Source organism: Pyxidicoccus xibeiensis (genome assembly GCF_024198175.1).
Classification (GTDB): domain Bacteria; phylum Myxococcota; class Myxococcia; order Myxococcales; family Myxococcaceae; genus Myxococcus; species Myxococcus xibeiensis.
This window is the reverse complement of sequence record NZ_JAJVKV010000001.1, coordinates 1540194-1557141: the sequence shown is the minus strand read 5'-3', so window position 1 is coordinate 1557141 and position 16948 is coordinate 1540194. Positions and strand designations below refer to the sequence as shown.

At 74.3% G+C, this 16948-nt stretch carries 6 protein-coding genes; 2 read left to right on the top strand and 4 right to left on the bottom strand.

Going from position 1 to position 16948, the window contains the following annotated elements:
* Window positions 1-5: 5 nt before the first annotated feature.
* Window positions 6-1532: a GMC family oxidoreductase gene (locus LXT23_RS50295; RefSeq protein ID WP_253979145.1), complete on the bottom strand. Its 1527-nt coding sequence runs from the start codon at window positions 1530-1532 to the stop codon at window positions 6-8.
* Between the two features lie 141 nt (window positions 1533-1673).
* Between LXT23_RS50295 and LXT23_RS06285 the strand changes: the two genes are divergently transcribed.
* On the top strand, window positions 1674-2576 hold the full coding sequence (locus tag LXT23_RS06285) for an alpha/beta hydrolase (RefSeq protein ID WP_253979144.1): 903 nt from the start codon (window positions 1674-1676) through the stop codon (window positions 2574-2576).
* A gap of 3 nt (window positions 2577-2579) precedes the next feature.
* On the opposite strand, the gene LXT23_RS06280 is transcribed toward LXT23_RS06285, so the two are convergent.
* The 3 genes from LXT23_RS06280 to LXT23_RS06270 all read right to left on the bottom strand — a co-directional run bounded on the left by LXT23_RS06280 (window position 2580) and on the right by LXT23_RS06270 (window position 12817).
* Window positions 2580-4034 carry a reverse transcriptase family protein gene (locus LXT23_RS06280; protein WP_253979143.1) on the bottom strand — a complete coding sequence of 485 codons (1455 nt, stop codon included), beginning with the start codon at window positions 4032-4034 and terminating at the stop codon, window positions 2580-2582.
* A gap of 402 nt (window positions 4035-4436) precedes the next feature.
* The gene (locus tag LXT23_RS06275) at window positions 4437-6287 is read right to left on the bottom strand and encodes an SWIM zinc finger family protein (RefSeq protein WP_253979142.1); all 1851 of its coding nucleotides are present in this window, start codon (window positions 6285-6287) and stop codon (window positions 4437-4439) included.
* Window positions 6284-12817, bottom strand: coding sequence for a HEAT repeat domain-containing protein (locus tag LXT23_RS06270; RefSeq protein WP_253979141.1), 6534 nt, complete (start codon window positions 12815-12817; stop codon window positions 6284-6286). The genes LXT23_RS06275 and LXT23_RS06270 overlap by 4 nt, the downstream gene beginning before the upstream one ends.
* Window positions 12818-12989: 172 nt before the next feature.
* Here LXT23_RS06270 and LXT23_RS06265 point away from each other — a divergent pair, with 172 nt between their 5' ends.
* Window positions 12990-16937, top strand: coding sequence for a hybrid sensor histidine kinase/response regulator (locus LXT23_RS06265; protein ID WP_253979537.1), 3948 nt, complete (start codon window positions 12990-12992; stop codon window positions 16935-16937).
* The last annotated feature ends 11 nt before the right edge of the window (window positions 16938-16948 follow it).

Here is a 16948-nt window from a genome sequence, read left to right as displayed (position 1 = left end):
CCGGGTTACAGCCGACCGGACTTGAGTTCCATCACAATGTGGGCGCACGCGCGCACGGTGAGCGCCATCATCGTCAGCGTGGGGTTCTGCGCGCCCTGCGACACGAAGCAGGAGCCGTCGGTGACGAAGAGGTTGGGCACGTCCCAGCTCTGGTTGTGCGCGTTGAGCACGGACGTCTTCGGGTCCGTGCCCATGCGCGCGGTGCCCACCTCGTGGATGGCCATGCCCGGGGTGGAAATCGTGTCGTTGACCTTCTCCACCGTGAAGCCGGCCTCCTTCATCATCTCCTGGCAGGCGGCCACCGAGTCCTCTGCCATCTTCAGCTCGTTCGCCGAGTGCTTGCAGTCGATGTGCGCGGCGGGGATGCCCCAGCGGTCCTTCACCGTGGGGCTCAGCGTCACGCGGTTCTCCGCACGCGGCACCATCTCTCCGAAGGGGACGAAGTGGCAGCTGTCCGCGAAGGTGAAGACCTGCACGCCATAGCCGCGCGCGAAGCCCTGCTCCCGCGTGGCCACGTTGCGGAACTGGGGGATGTACGCCCAGCTCTGCTCCTGCCGCTGCTGGTCGGCGGGCAGGTTCATCTTCGCCTCGATGCCCAGCAGGTACGTGTGGTCCATCAGGTTGCGGCCGAGCTGTCCCGACGAGTTCGCCAGCCCGTCCGGGAACGCGCTGCTGCGCGAGTGGAGCAGCAGGCGGGCGGACTCAATCGTGCCCGCCGCGAGCACCACGATGCGGCCGTGGGCCTCGTACGACTTGCCCGACTCCGCGTCGAGGTAGCTCACGCCGGTGGCGCGGCCCGTCTTCGCGTCGTAGAGGACCTGGTTCACCACCGCGTGCGTGCGCAGCGTGAGGCGGCCCGTCTTGAGAGCGGCGGGAATCGTGACAGGGGCGTTGGCGGTGCGGCGGGCGACGACGCGGCGCTCGGGCCAGCGGCGCTCCACGCGCTCCTTGAGGCGCTGCTCCGCGGGCGTCAGGGCGATGGGCTCGGCGAAGAGGGAGTCGGGCAGGGTGTCCAGCCCGTCGGTGTTGCCGCGGATGCCCATCCACCGCTCCACCGTCTCGTAGTGCGGCGCGAGCTCCGCCAGCGACAGCGGCCAGTCCGGGCCTTCACCGTCGCGGCTGCCCGCTTTGAAGTTGAAGTCTGACAGCCGGTAGAACTGGCGCCCGTGCGCCTTCACCGACGTGCGCCCGCCCACCTGCCGCGCGCGAATCCAGGTGAAGGGCTGGCCTTCCGGCGTGGTGTACGGGTTGTCCACGTCGTCCACGAAGGCGTGCGGGTGGAAGGGCCACGCGAAGGTGGTGGACTGGATGGACTGGCGCGCCTTGCGCTGCGTGTCCGCCTCCGTGCGGTAGCGCAGCAGCTTCTGGCGCAGCCGGTGCCACAGCCACAGCCACCTGTCGGCGCGGTCGCTGCGCCCGGCCTCGAGGACGAGGACTCGCAGCCCCGCCTCCGTCAGCTGCTTCGCGGCCCAGCCGCCACACGCCCCGGAGCCCACCACCACCGCATCGAAAGTCTGACTGGACGTGCTCACAGCTTCCCTGGCCCTGCAGGGCGCTCAGTGGCCCTGTGTGTTGTGAGGCCGGAGTGTAGACTGCGCGCCTCGGGATTGACCATTCACGCCCCCGGCCTGGCGCTCGGGCGGCCGAGCGCGGGTTCGAGGAGGCAGGCGGGCATGAAGTGGCGGTGGCTCCTTGGGGGAGTGGTGCTGCTCGGGGCGCTGGGAGCCCTGGCGGTGTTCGGGCGGGCGCTGCGGCACTCCGAGGCGTACTTCCACTACCCGCGTCCCCAGGCCGTGCGGCCGGCGGACTTCACGGACGGCGTGCGGGACGTGGCGCTGCGGACGGCGGATGGGCTGACGCTGAAGGGCTGGTACGTGCCCTCGAAGAACCGCGCCGCGGTGGTGATGGCGCATGGCCTGTCGCAGACGCGGATGGACCTGCTGCCCGAGGCGCGCATCCTGCGAGACGCGGGGTATGGCGTGCTGCTGTTCGACTTGCGAGCCCACGGCGAGAGCGAGGGTGAGACGTCCACGTGGGGCGACCAGGAGCGCCTGGACGTGCGGGCCGCGCTGGAGTTCGTGCGTGCGCAGCCGGACGTGGACCCGGAGAGGGTGGGGGCGCTCGGCTTCTCGATTGGTTCCGCCGCGGTGGCGGAGGTGGCGGCGGCGGACGCGGGGGTGCGCGCGGTGGTGCTGCTGTCCCCGTTCAACACGCTGTGGCTGGCGGCGGCGTATGACTTCCGGCGCTTCGGCTTCGTGTCCCAGTCCGGGGCGCTGGTGCCCTTCTTGCGGCGGGGCATCGCGATTGAAGAGGTGCGGACCATCGACGCGGTGGAGCGCATCCAGCCCCGGCCGCTGCTCATCGTCATGGGGACGGAGGAGTCCGGCCAGCCGCTCGCGGACGAGCTGTTCGCCAAGGTGCGCGAGTACGCGCAGACGTGGCGAATCCCGGGGGCGGGGCACGGCAACTTCACAGCGACGGCGCCCGAGGAGTACCCGCGCCGGCTGCGGGCCTTCCTGGACGCGGCGCTGGTGCCGGGCGGCGGCAGCGCTTCCGAGGCACCGACAGCACCCTGAGCGTCACGCCGCCGGGGGTTGCTGCTCCTTCGCCGCCAGGGTGTCCAGGCGCTTCATGAAGGCCTGGCCCTTGGCCGGGTCCGTCATGTGGATGAAGGCGGCCATGCCCTTGAGCTGCTCGAGCGTCTCGCCCTCGCGGGCCGGCTTGCCCTTCTCTCGGTTGTGGATGGCGGCGCGCAGCCGGCGCACCACGTCGCGCGGGACGCGGGCCTCGGGCTGGCCTTCCTTCGCCGCATTCACCACCAGCCCCGTCACCCGCTGGCGCGTGCCCTTGCGCGCCACGCGCGTCTTGTCCGGGTGCAGCCGGAAGCCCTCGGCCTCCACCACGCCCTGCACGCGCGACAGGAGCACCGCCACCGGCGCCCCCTGGGCCCGCTTCGCCTTGGGCTGCTTCGCCTTCGTCCAGGAGAACGTCAGGTCGTCCGCGTAGCGCGTGTACGTGAAGCCCAGCCGCTTCGCGAGCGCCGACAGCCGCTTGTCCAGCCGCAGGCACAGCGCGTTGGTGATGCCCGGAGACGTGGGCGCCCCCTGCGGCAGCGAGCGCGGCCCCTTGGCGACGTACAGCTGCTTGCCGCGGAACTGCACCGCCTCGCGCGGCGCCTCGGTGGCCATCAGCGACAGCAGCGTGGCCGCGCTCTCCGGCAGCCCGCCCTTGCGCAGCAGGCCCTTCACCCGGCGCCACGTCACGGAGGGGAAGAAGTCCTTCACGTCCACCTTCACCACCACGTCCGCGCCCTTGTGGGCCAGCGCGTTGGTGAGGATGGAGCGCCCGGCCACGAAGCCGTGCGCCGCGCCGTGCACCGGCAGCCGCTCGACGACGTTGGACAGCACCCAGCGCTGCGCTTGCTTCAGCTCCGGCTTGGGGGACGTAATCGTCCGCGAGCCGCCGTCGCGCTTCGGAATCTTCCAGGTGATGTAGTGCGTGCCCGTGTCCACCTCGCGGTGGAAGGCGAACCAGCGCAGCTTCGACACGCTCAGGCCCAGGGCCTTGGCGAGGTCCTCCGCGGAGTCCAGCTCCGGCAGGCCGTTGGCGCGGGCGCGCTCCTCGCGGTCCTGAAGGTCGAACTTGTCGGCGCCGGCGTCCTCTTCCCAGTGCACCCCGGCGCCCAGGTGGGCCACGTGGGTGGCCTTCCAGGCCTCGTGGGCCTGGCGCTCCAGGGCGCGGCGCTCGGCGGCCTCGGCCTTCTTCTTCTCCTTCCAGGCGTTCTTCTCCTTCTCGGACGCCTTGGAGAAGTCGAGGTCGGCCACCGCCGCGCCCTTGGAGACGAGCTGGCCCTGCACCCAGGAGTCGGCGTCGCCGGACTCGACGATGGCCTTCCAGCGGGTGAGCAGGGCCTCGTGGGCGGCGCGGCGGGCCTCGCGCTGGGCGACGGCGTTGGCGGCCGGGGCGGCGGGCGCGGGAGTGGGGACGGCCTGCGGCGAAGCTGCGGGGACGAACGAGTCCAGCCTGGCGGTCATGTCAGCACCTTGGGCGGGGGCGGCGGCATCGGACGGGACGTGGCGCGAGCAGTCGAGGGAGGCCGGGAAAGCACCACCTTCTTACCTGGGGCACGGTAGCCTCACCGGCTCTCCACTCCTAGGCACTGCGCCCGGGGTGGGTAAACGGCGTTCGCGTCGTTGGCTCAGCTACCCACCCCGGGCGCAGTGCCTAGGAGTGAGAGAGCCAAGAACAGGCTACCTTGCGGAGAGTGTCCTGCATTTCAACCGGAGCGGCGCAACACCGCTCCCGCGCTCGAGGCGCTCAGGCTGATGAGTTCCAGACCTCTCTCGGCTGCTCGCGCGTGAAGCGCATTCCGTCGTCGTTCCGTCGCTCCTGTCCTGCCGGCCACCGCTGAGGCGGCCGGGCCGTGGGAATGGGGTTTACACCAAGGCCGAGGCCGCGTCGATGTAGCCTTCAGCCGCCAACTTCTCCAGGCGCGAGAAATAGGCCCCGCGCGCCTCCGCGTCCGAGTCGAACCAGAGCCGCTGGTGCCGGGCCTCACCGGTGCGCGGGCCCCACTCGACGGAGACGAGCTGCCCGTCCAGGGAGACGCGGTACACCGTCTCCTGGCCGCTCTCCGCGTCGCGGCGGACGTAGGAGCGCGTCTCGGCGCGGATGAGCTTGCGGCCCTCGGGCGTCTGACGCAGCGCCTCCTCCTCGGCGCGGCGGCGCGAGTAGGCCAGGCGCAGCGCGAGCAGGTGCTCGCAGGGGCCCTCGCGGACGCCGGAGCGGCGGTGGTGCGGGCAGCCGCAGTTGGCCTCCCGGAGGCGACCCTCCACGTCCAGCATGAAGCTGGGGAAGAAGCTGCGCACGGCCTCGCGGTCCACGACTTCTCCGTGGATGCGCAGGCCCTCGCCGATGACTTCGTGCACCTTGGTGAGCTTCACCTCGCCCGCGCCCGGGCCGCCGTCGCCCAGCAGGCGGTGGGCGCGTGCCTCGCGCTCGCTGCCGTAGCGGATGACGGCCTCGTCCACCGGCGTGGCCATCAGCTCGCGCGGGCGGTACTCGCCCCGCGCCAGGTCGAAGAGGACGCGCCCGCGCAGGCACTCCAGCTGGAGCGCCGCGCGCACGGACTCCTTCGGGGCACCGGCGCCCGCGACGAGCGTGTCGAAGGACAGCGGCCCTTCGGCGCGCAGCCGGGAGCGCAGCTTCTCCGCCAGCCCGTCCGGCACCGCGCGGGGCATGAGGGCGTCGAAGGCGGCGGCCGAGGACCAGCCGCTCTCCGTCCAGCCCGTGAGGCCCAGCGTCAGCGTGGCCGCGCCCATGTCGATGACCCAGAACACCGGCAGGCCGGGCCCGAGCAGCTGCACCCGCACCGAGTGCGCATGGGGCAGCAGGCGCGCGAGGGCCGCCAGGCGCTGCCGGCCGAAGGTGCGCACCACCGCGGGCGCGCTGCCCGTGTACGTGCCGCCGTGCGCCTCCAGCACCAGCTCCCAGGGCTCCAGCACCAGCCGGGGCGGGGCGCCGGGGACGAGCTCGAAGCGCAGGGCGCGCGGGGCCTTCTTCGCCTTGCGGGAGCGCAGCGCGAAGAGGAGGTTGTACAGGTCGATGGGGGCCAGCCGGCAGGTGCTGGCGGGCAGCGTGGCGGCGGACTGCACCTGGAGGAAGCCGCGCAGCCAGGCGTGGGGCACGTCCACGTTGCGCGGCTCGCGGGCCTGCTGCGAGGGCCGGGCGGGCAGGGCGACGTGGGCCTCCAGGGACATGGGCACGTAGGTGCGCAGCCGGTCGATGCGCGCGGGCAGGTCCGCGGGCACGTCCAGGAAGGTGGAGCCGTGCGCGGCCTCGCGGCCCTCGAAGAGGGCGTTGTCGAAGGACAGGCGCGCGTAGGCGGACTCGTCGCGGGAGAAGACCTCCAGGGAGACGCTGTCCGGGTCCACCGTGAGGACGGGGTCCAGCACGGCGTCCTGCTTCTCCTCGCCCTCCAGCGCGTTGTCGAGGAAGGCCTTCTGCGCCTCCCAGATGAGCGCGCTGGCCCGCTTCCCCTGCTTCATCAGATACGCGAGGTACGCGGTGCGGTCCTTGCCCCGGTAGCGCAAGTCGCTGGAGAGGATGCCGAAGGTGGCGGCGAGCGCGTCGCGGAAGAGGGCGGAGTCGCGCACGCGGCCGCGCACGCCCACGGTGCCGCGCGAGCCCTCCAGGGCCAGCAGCACGCGCGAGGCGTCCGTGGCGGACTCCACGTCGCTCGCGGTGGCGTAGCGCAGCTCGACGGGGTGCCGGGTGGCGGTCGTCACGACGGGGTTCCTTCCTTCCGGGCGCGCTCGGCGGCGCGGCGTGCACGTTTGTGGGCGCGCCAGGCGGCCTTGCGCAGCTCCACGGAGTTCGAGTTGTCGAAGGCGGCATCGTGCAGCAGCTTCGCCGCGGCGTCACCGCCCAGCCGGCCCAGGGCGGCCCAGGCGTCCTGCTTCACCTCGGGCTTCGCGGTCTTCGCCAGGGTGGCGAGCGGCTCCAGCGCCCTGGCGCCCAGCAGCGTGGGCTCCATGAGGCGGCGGCCCTCGGTGGTGGCGAGCAGCTCCGGCGCGGCCTTCACGCCCGTGGGGCCCAGGGCCACCGGGTCGAAGGGCTTCACCTCCAGCGCCCAGCCGGCGGCGCGCTCGGGGGCGAGCTTCGCCAGCGAGTCCGCCGCCGCCGCGCGCACCCGCGCGTCCGGGTCGCCCAGCGCCGCGCGCAGCGTCTCCGCCGCGGCCGCGCGCTCCTTGTCGTGGGAGAGGACGGGCGCGGAGGCCGTGCCGCCCTTCAGCGTCAGCGTGCCACCCGCCGTGCCCAGCCGGCCCAGGGTGCGCGCGGCCTCCTGGCGCACCGGGGCCGGGGCCGCGGCCTCGCCACCCTGGAGGATGGCGCGCGCGGAGTCGGACAGGCCCGCGGCGCCCAGCCGGGAGCCGGCCCACACCAGCCGCTCCCAGGCCGACGACAGCGCGGGGCGCTTGGGTGCCGGAGCGGCGGCCCACTCGGTGGCGGAGCGGCGCTCGGCCGTCACCAGCGCGCGGGAGAGCGCGGCCACGTCCGCGGGAGCCGGCTCGCGGGCCTCGCCCGTCCAGGTGCCCAGCAGCGACGCCGCCTCCTCGCGGGCCTCCGGGGTGTCGTGGCCCAGCAGCGCCACCACCTGGGGGACGGGCATGGCGCCACGGCGGGCCAGCCCGCGCCGCAGCCGCAGGCGCAGCGCCACGTTGGACAGCGTGGCCAGCCGGGGCACCAGCAGCGCCGGGTCACCCTCGTCGGAGAGGTAGGCGGCGGCCGGCTCGGAGATGTCCGCGTGGCGGCTGGCGACGGCGTGGAACTCCACCCGCGTGCGCTCCTTGGGGAAGAGCACGTCCAGCGCCTTGCGCGCCTCGCTGCGCAGCTCCTCCTCGGAGTCGTCCAGCGCGGCGGCGAGGGCGGCCTCGGCCTCCGTGTCCTTCAGCTTCGCCAGCTCCTGCGCCGAGGCCATGCGGACCAGCACGTCGGAGTCCGTGTCCGACAGCAGCGCCTCCAGCTTCACGCGGGCGCGCTCGCCGCCAATGGCGCGCAGGCCGCGCACACCGGCCTGCTGCAGCTCCACGTTGGAGCCCTCCACCGCGGCGGCCTCCACCTTCTCCTCGACGCGGCGGCGGTCCTCGCCGTCCGGCAGCTTCGCGGCCAGGCGGCCCAGGGCCTCAATCGCCGCGCTCACCATGGACGGCTCAGTGGGGGCTTCCGGCGTGCCACCGGCGGCCACCGTCTCCAGCTCGGCCAGGGCGCGCGCGTCACCCAGCGTGCCCAGGGCCAAGAGGGCGCGCTCGCGCTGCCCGTCCTCACCGGCGCGCGCGTACAGCAGCAGGGGCCGCAGCGCGCTGGCGCGGCCCTGGTGCGCCACGCCCTCGGCGGCCGGCAGCATCAGCTCGCGGGCGCCGCCGCGCAGCACCTCTTCCAGCGGCTCCACGCTGGCGCCGTGCTCGATGACGCGCTTCGCGTAGCGCGCCACCGCCTCCGCGCGCACGGTGACGTCGCGGTCGGTGAACAGGCCCACCAGCGTCTCCGACTGGCCGGCCTCGGTGCCGTACTCCAGCTCGCGCACGGCGGCCTGCCGCACCGCCACGTCCTGGCTCTTCACCGCCTGGCGCAGGAAGCGCACCGCCAGCGCCGCGTCGCGCTTCTTCACGTCCGCGCCGGCCACGTTCATCGCGGCCGTGACACACGCCGCGCGCACGGCGGCGGACTCGTCCTCCAGGCACCGGCGCGCCAGCACGTCCACGGCGTCCGCGTGGCGGGTGTTGCCGAGCGCCGTCACCAGCCGCTGCCGCTCGTTGGCATCCGGCGCCGCCTGGAGCCGCGCGGCCAGGGCGGCCACGGCGGCAGGGGTGGCCAGCCGGGCCAGGGCCTCGACCGCGCGCCTGGCGGCGGCCGCGTTCTCCGAGCGCAGGAAGGCGGACAGCACCTCCACCGCCCGGTCATCCGAGCGCCACGCCAGCAGCTCCGAGGCGCGCAGGCGCAGGTCCTCGTGCTCGCTGGCCATGGCCCGGCCGAGGGCCTCGGTGACGCGGGCGTCGTTGGCGCTGGCCAGCCGCTCAATCACACCCACGCGCAGGTCGGCGTGCTCGCTGCCCAGCGCGGCCAGCAGCGGCTCCAGGCTGCCGGGCGGGCTGAGCTTCTCCAGCAGCTCGAAGGCGTAGCGGCGCACGTCCGACAGGGGCGAGTTGAGCGCGGCGGTGATGCGCGGCTTCGCCACGTCTCCACGTCCGGCCAGCTCGTCCAGCGCGGCCCGCGCCACGTCCGGGGCCAGCGAGGCCAGCGCGAGGGCCAGCGGCTCGTCGCTGCCGGCGGGGAACAGCTCCTTGAGGCCTGCCAGCGCCGCCTTGCGCACCAGCTGGTGCGGGTCCTCCAGGGCGCGCAGCAGGGCGGCCACGGCGGCGGGCGTGCCGGCGTAGCCCTCCTGCGTCAGCTTCACCACGCGGTCCACCGCGTCGCGGCGCACCCGGTGGCCCTCGTCGTCGCCCGCGGACACCTGCCGCAAGAGGCCCACGTAGGCGCCGAAGGCCAGCCGGCGCAGGTGCTGCTTCTCGGCGCTGGCGGCGGCCTCGGGCGAGGCGCCCGGCACCCCCGGCTTCACGGCGGAGAAGAGGCGCCGCAGCCAGCTCTTCGCGGGCGTGGGCTGCACGGGCGACACCGTGGGCGCCGTGTCCGGCTTCCAGGGGGCCTCCAGCGTGCGCGGGCGGGCCACCTTCTGGGCCTCGCGGAAGTAGTCCACCGGCTTGTTGCGCAGCAGCAGCACCTGGGCCGCCGCGTAGCGCTGCTCGGGCTGGTCGCTGGAGAGGGCCTCGGCGAGCCCCACCATGCGCTTCGCGCGCTCCTCCTCGGCGGGCCAGTCCTTCATGTCGCCGACCTTCTCCGGGCGCGGCGGCAGCAGGCCCTCCACCAGCTGGGCGCGCGAGGCGTCCGGCTCCGTGCGCAGCTCCAGCGCGCGGGCCGCGGCGTAGCGCACCTCGGGCCGGCCGCTGGACAGGGCGCTGGTGAGCAGGTCCGGCGGCTCGCCCCGGCGGTTGGCGCGCAAGTCACGAGCGAGGACGATGGAGAACACCATCTCCTGCACCTCGGCGGCGCGGTCTTCGAGGCCGTGCAGCAGGCCGCCGTCACCCTCCGGGCCCAGGGCCGCGAAGGAGAGGATGGTGCCGAGGCGGATGGGCAGGTGGTCGTTGCGCAGGTTGCCGGTGAGCACCGGCAGCGCGCGCGTGTCACCCAGACGCGACAGGCCGTCCGCGGCCCACGAGCGCACCGCCACGTTGGCGTGGCTCAGCGCATCCAGCAGGTAGCCCTCGTCGCCCCGGCGGCTGGCGGTGGCGAGGCCACGCGCGCCCTGCTCCTGGAGGTCGCCCAGCTCGTGCGGCACCAGCACGGTGGCGAAGAAGCTCAGCAGCCGCCGGGAGCCCAGCGTGGCCAGCGCGCGCGCGGCGCGGATGCGCAGGGGGATGAGGAAGCCGGCGGGGTACTGGCGCTCCAGGTCCTTGTCGATGATGAGGACCCGCATCGGCTCGATGATGTCCTCGGCGCCGCGCCTCGCCAGCAGCTCCGCGGCGTGGACGCGCACCTCCAGCGAGCCGGCGGCGAGGCCCGCCAGCAGCGGCCCGTTCTCGGTCTTCACCAGCCCGTCCAGCGCGTCCAGCGCGGCGATGGCGACCTCGTCCACCTCGTCGAGGACGCGCTTCAGCAGGGCCGAGCGCAGCGGCTCCGTCACGGAGGTGTGGGTGGCTCCCTGCGCTCCCACCTCGCGCACCGCCGCCTCGTTGGAGGCGAGCGCCGCCAGGTGCGGCTCGACCTGCTCCTTGCCGACGCGCTTCTTCCACGCCTGGTACGCGGCGATGGCCACGCCCGCGTTGCGGTCCTCCACCGCCTTGCGCAGCCGCTCCAACGCCCAGCCCTCGGTGCGCTCGGCCAGCACCTCCACCGCGCGGGTGCGCATGTCCGGGAAGCGCCCGGTCAGCGCGCGGTCCAGCGCCTTCTGGGGCTCCTTCTCGTTCCATGCCCACAGCGTGCGGAAGGCCTCGCTGCGCACCTTGGCGGACTCGTCCTCCAGCGCGTCGCCGAGCAGCCCCTCCGCGCCCGGCGTCGCCACGCCCAGCTTCACCAGCCGGTCCAGGCCGCGCACGCGCACGTCCTCGTGGCCGGAGCGCAGGGCGGCCTCGGCGGCGGACAGGGGCAGGTCCGCGTCCAGCGCCACCACGGCGTCCAGCGCGGCGGAGCGCACGTCCCCGTTCGCGTCGTCCAGCATCCACACCAGGCGCTCGCGGGCGCGGGCATCCTGGAGCGCCTGGAGCGAGGTGGCGGCCTGCCGGCGGATGGCGGCGTCCGGCTCGCGGGACAGTTGGAGGAGCGCGCCCAGCGCCCGGCCGTCACCGAGCTGCGCCAGGCCGCGCGCGCCGCGCACCGCCGTGTCCGGCGTGCGGCAGGCCATGGCGGCCAGCAGCGGCTCCAGGTCCGGCTCGGCGAGCGCGCCACCGACGGTGCCCTGCGCGGGCAGCGCGTCGCGGGCGGCCTGCACGTCCGCGTCGGTGAGGGGCACGTTGGCGGCGACCCCCTGGGCCCGGCGCGCACGCTGGGCCAGCCGACGGGTCACGTCCTTGGTGGCGCGAGCGAAGTCCTCGTCGCGCGTCTCCAGGGCGTGGGCCAGGGCGCGGCGCTCCAGCACGCGCACGGTGAAGGCGACGCGGCGCACGTCCGCGTCCGCGTCATCCAGCGCGCGGGCCGCCAGCGGCTGGAGCTGCGCGTGGCCCAGCAGGCCCGCTCCGGCGGCGCGGATGAGCACCTCCACCTTGAGGTGCGCGGGGCCCCGCTCGAAGGCGGTGCGCAGAGGCTCGGTGCTGCTGCCCGGCGTCACCTCGGAGAGGGCGTCCAGCGCGGCCAGCCCCACGGCGGCCTCGGAGTCCGCGAGCTTCCCGGCGATGAGGCCCGGCACCAGCGGGGACACGCCGCCCAGCTTCGCCAGGCGCTCCAGCCCCGCCACCCGGAGGTCCGCGAAGCGCGAGTCCAGCGCGGCGCGCGGCGCGGCCAGGGGCGACTCGGTCTCCAGCTTCTCGAGCGCCTCCAGCGCGGCCCGGCGCACCATGGGGTGGTCGTCGTTGAGCCGCTCGCGCAGCTTCGGACGGGCGCCGGTGCGGCCCTTCGCCGCCAGCTCCTGCGCGGCCAGCCGGCGCACCTCGGCGTCCTTGTCCGAGGAGAGCACCTGGAGGACGAAGTCCAGCGCCTCGGGCTCCTCCAGCGCGGCGGCCTCGCGCACGGACGTCTCGCGCTTGGGGCGGCCGGCCTTGAGGGACTCGGTGAGCAGGTCGAAGCCGTGCTGGAAGGTGACGTGGTCGTCCGCGGGCTTGCCGTCCGGGGCGATGCCGAAGCGGTGGGTGCGGCGGTCCTCGCCGGCCGCGAAGACGGCGCCCAGCGTGCTCTTCGCCTGGCGCGGGTTGGCCGGCGGCACGAAGGCGAGCGCGTTCACCGGCTTGCTGCCGCAGTCCAGCGTGCGCGGCTTGCGGCGCTCGTCCAGGCGCCACGCCTTCAGCTTGCCGTCGCTGCCGGCGGACCAGACGCGGTCACCGGGCTCGTCCCCGCCGGGCTCGGCGGCGGGGGTGGGCGGGAAGAGGAGGGCGAGCACGGCGCCGGCATGGCCGGAGTCCTTGTCGCCGCGCACCTCGAACTCCACCGCGCCGACGAGGTACCAGATGCGCAGCTTGCCGTCGTCGCCGCCGGACACCAGGCGCCCGTCGCGCGGGGTGAAGGCGAGCGCGCGCACCGCGCCCTCGTGGCCGGTCATGTCGCGCCGGGCGCCGGTGGCCACGGTGAAGGAGCGCACCACGCCGTCATCACCGCCGCAGGCGGCGTACGTGCCGGACGGGTCCACCGCCACCGCGCGCAAGGGCTGGGGCGAGGCCTTCCAGTCATGCACCTTGCGGGTGGACTCCCAGTCCCAGGCGCGCACGGTGCCGTCCGCGCCCGCGCTGAAGAGGAGCTTCCCGTCCGCGCCGGAGGCGAGCGCGGTGCAGCCGCCCGGGTGCACGCCGTGGAGCTGGAACTTCACCTGCCCGTCGGAGAGCGTGCCGAAGCGCACCGCCCCATCCGCGCAGCCGGCCGCCCAGCGCTCCCCAGCAAGCGAGAGGGCGAGCACCGCCGAGGGCAGCTCCGTGCTCCAGAGCACCTTGTTGCCGCTCAGGTCATACGCGGTGAGGCGGCTGGCCGCGGACGCGCGCGCCCCGCCCACCAGCAGGACGCGGGCATTGGCCGCGAGCGCACGGACCTTCTCGATGTTGCCGATGGCGAGGACGGACATGACGCTCCTTGCGGGGCGCCCTTCTTAGCACCCCGCACCGTCCGGGTGGAGGAGGATGACTCCCTGTCAGGGGGAGCAGGCCCCGGAGTAGAGCGCGGACCGGGAGAGAAATGGAAACCCCGGATGAGGTAGGCTCGCCACCTGCATCCGTGGGGGGCTCCTCCTCTTGTCCGTGCAACACAGCTCCATGGTGACGATGCGCAGCTTCACGGCGCTCGCAGTGCTCCTGACGTTCCTGGCCCCCGCGTCGCGGGCCCAGGACGTCGACGTGCCCGTGGTGGGCGCGCTCCACCGCGAATGGGGGCTGGACGACGGGCTGCCCCAGAGCTCGGCGCTGGCGCTGGCCCAGACTCCCGACGGCCACCTCTATGTCGGCACCCAGGAGGGCCTGGCCCGCTTCGACGGGAGCGCCTGGACGGTGCTGGACCACTCCTCCGCCATGCCGTGCGAGGACGTGTCGTCGCTGCTGGCCGAGTCGGATGGCACGCTGTGGGTGGGGACCGCCGGGTGCGGCCTGCTGCGCTACGCCCGGGGCGTCTTCAGCCACCACCCCACCCGCGCGAAGCAGGGGGATGATCGGGTCAACGCCCTGGAGCGCCTGCCGGACGGCACCCTGTGGGTGGCCACCGACCATGGCCTCGCGTACCACCTGCCCCAGGAGGACGGGGGCTTCGAGCTGACGTACGTGGCCGCGCTCGGCACGTCGAGCATCCTCGCGCTGGCCCCGGCGGCGGAGGGGGGCGTGTGGGTGGGCACCCTGGAGGCGGGGCTGTGGCGCGCGAGCGTGACCGGCGCCGAGCGGGTCAGCCCGCCGGGGTCGCTGAAAATGGTGACGGCGCTCGCGGCGGATGACGACGGCACGCTGTGGGTGGGCACTCGCGAGCAGGGGCTGTGGCTGCGCACGTCCACGGGGAGCCTGGAGCCGGGCCCCGCCGAGGCACCCGGGCGCATCCGGGCCCTGCGCGTGGCGCGCCACGGCGGGCTGTGGGTGGGCACGGATGCCTCGGGCTTCGGGCGCCTGAAGCGCGGGCGCTTCACGCGGGCGCAGGACGTGCCCCTCAACGCAGGCGTGGTGACCTTCCTGGAGGACACCGAGGGCAGCCTCTGGGTGGGCACCTTCTCCGCCAGCCTCCACCAGCTCCGCCGGCCCGAGGTGGAGGTGCTGGGCAAGCCCGAGGGGCTCCCCGACGACTTCATCTGGGGCATGTACGAGGACCAGGACGGGGCGATGTGGATTGGCACGACGGGCGGCCTGGCGCGCCGGGACGTGGACGGCCGCCTGACCTTGTATGGGGCCGCGGAGGGCCTGCCCCCGGGCCGCGTCTACGACATCCTCCGGGACAGGGAAGGCACGCTGTGGCTGGCCACCAGCCTGGGCCTGGCGCGCTTGCGGGAGGGCCGCTTCGAGGTGCTGCCCGAGAAAGAGGGGCCGCCGAGCGGCAAGGCCTACGCGCTCTATGAAGACCGGGAGGGCAGCCTGTGGGGCGCCACCTGGTCGGGGCTGGCGCGGCGCAAGGACGGCCAGTGGCGCGTCTTCACCGTGGCGGACGGGCTGTCGCGCAACAACGTCAGCAACCTGCGCGAGGCGCCGGGCGGAGGGCTGTGGCTGGCCACCTCGGCGGGGCTGGACCTGCTGACCGACACGGGCGTGCGCCGGGACGGGCCGGAGAAGGCGCTGGCGGGCCGGGACGTGAACGGCATCTTCCTGGATGCGCAGGACCCGTCCATCGTCTGGGCGGCGACGGACGACGGGCTGGCGCGCCTGGACGGCCGGGGCGTGGCCGTGGCGCGCAAGCGCGACGGGCTGCCCGTCAACAACCTCCTCTCCGTGGTGGACGACGGGCGGGGCTACCTGTGGGTCGGCACCAACCGGGGCATCTTCCGGGTGGCCAAGAAGGAGCTGACGGAGTTCTTCGCCGGCAGGGCCACGCGCGTCAGCGCGGTGACGTATGGGCGCTCGGAGGGGATGCGCAGCGTGGAGTGCAACATCTTCTCCAATGGCTCCCTCGTCCGCACCCGTGCGGGGGAGCTGTGGTTCGCCACCATCTCGGGCGTGGTGCGGGTGCCCGCGGCCGCCGAGCCCCGGCCGCGCGCGCCGCCGCCGCTGCACGTCACGCGGGTGCTGTCGCGCGGGGAGCCGGTGGACCTGGAGCAGGGGCTGCCGCCCGAGGTGCCGGACGTGGAGCTGCACTGGGCGGCGCTCACCTTCGTGGCGCCGGACAAGGTGCGCTACCGCTACTGGCTGGAGGGCTACGACACGGGCTGGGTGGAGGCGAAGGACCGGCGCGTGGCGTACTACACGAACCTGCCGCCGGGAGAGTACCGCTTCCGCGTCCAGGCGGAGTCCACGGACAAGCGCTGGGGGCCGGTGGAGACGGGCGTGCTGCTGCGCCGGCCGTCGCGCTTCTTCGAGGCCCCGGGCTTCCTCGTCACGGCGGGCCTGGTCGTCGCGGGCGGCATGCTGGGGGCGTACCGCTGGCGGGTGGGCCGGCTGCGCGCACGGCAGAAGGAGCTGAGCGCGCGGGTGGAGGAGCGCACGCGGGAATTGGCCACGGCCAACGCGGAGCTGCGCGAGGCGCTGGAGACGTCCGCCGAGGGCGAGCGCAGCCTGCGGCGGCTCATCGACCGGCTGCCCGTCGCCATCACCGTCTACCAGGACGACCGGGTCGTCTACGTCAACGACGCGCTGCTGAAGCTGCTGGGCTACGAGCGCTTCGAGGAGCTGGAGAGCAGGTCCCTCTTCTCCCACCTGCCCGAGGACGAGCTGGTGGTGCTGAAGGAGCGGCTGGCGGCGGTGCTGCGGGGCGAGATGCTGCCGGAGCGGCTGTCGAGGGTGCTGCGCCGGGACGGCTCGGTGGCGCTGGCGGAGGTGTGCGGGGTGTCGCTGCGCTTCGGGGGGCGGATGGCGGCGGTGTCCGTGGCGCGGGACGTGACGGAGTCGCGGCGCATGGAGGAGCGGCTGCGGCTGTCGGACCGGATGGCCGGCGTGGGCACGCTGGCGGCCGGCGTGGCGCACGAAATCAACAACCCGCTGGCGTACGTCATCGGCAACCAGCAGTTCGCGCTGGAGCGGCTGGAGCCGCTGCTGCAGGAGGCCGACGGTGAGGTGGCGCAGGTGCCGGTGGAGGCGCTGCGCGCCATCGCCGACGCGCTGATGGACGCGAGCGAGGGCGCGGGCCGGGTCCGCCACGTGGTGCGCGACTTGAAGACCTTCAGCCGGGGCGACGAGGAGACGACGCACCCGCTGGACGTGCGGCACGTGGTGGAGAGCGCGCTGGCCATCTGCCACAACGAGGTGCGCCACCGGGCGCGCGTGCGGCGCGACTTCCGGGACGTGCCCAAGGTGGTGGCCAACGACGCGCGGCTGGGGCAGGTGTTCCTCAACCTCGTGGTGAATGCCGCGCAGGCGATTCCCGACGGGCAGGCGGAGCAGCACGAGATTGCCCTGTCCACGTACACGGACGCGCGGGGGCGCGCGGTGGTGGAGGTGGCGGACACAGGGAGCGGGATTGCGCCGGAGCACCTGGAGCGCATCTTCGACCCGTTCTTCACCACGAAGCCGGTGGGGGTGGGCACGGGGCTGGGGCTGTCCATCTGCCACGGCATCGTCCACTCGCTCGGGGGAGAGATGCAGGTGGAGAGCCAGGTGGGGAAGGGCACGCGCTTCCGCGTGATACTCCCCGCCGCGGGCACGCCGGTGGAGGTTCCGAAGCCGCGTCCGGTGGAGGTGCTGCCGCCGGCCTCGCGGCGGGCCCGGCTGCTGGTGCTGGACGACGAGCCGCTGGTGGCGCGCGGCATGGCGCGGCTGCTGGCCGGGGAGTGCGCGGCGGAGAGCACGTCGAGCGCGAGGGATGCGCTGGCGCGGCTGTCGCAGGGAGAGCGGTTCGACCTGCTGCTGTGCGACGTGATGATGCCGGAGATGAGCGGCGAGGCCTTCTTCCAGCGGCTGGCGGAGGTGGCCCCGGACCAGCGGGAGCGCGTGGTGTTCATCACCGGCGGCGCCTTCACCCCCGAGGCCCGCGCCTTCCTGGAGCGGCTGCCTCCCGGGCGGTGCGTGCAGAAGCCGGTGGCGTCGGAGGTGCTGCGGGCGCTGGTGCGGGAGCAGCTGGCGCGGGCGTGAGCCGGGAGGAG

Coding starts and splice junctions, on each gene's coding strand:
- LXT23_RS06285 (WP_253979144.1), top strand. CDS start 1,674: ATGAAGTGGCGGTGGCTCCTTGGGGGAGTGGTGCTGCTCGGGGCGCTG.
- LXT23_RS06280 (WP_253979143.1), bottom strand. CDS start 4,034: ATGACCGCCAGGCTGGACTCGTTCGTCCCCGCAGCTTCGCCGCAGGCC.
- LXT23_RS06270 (WP_253979141.1), bottom strand. CDS start 12,817: ATGTCCGTCCTCGCCATCGGCAACATCGAGAAGGTCCGTGCGCTCGCG.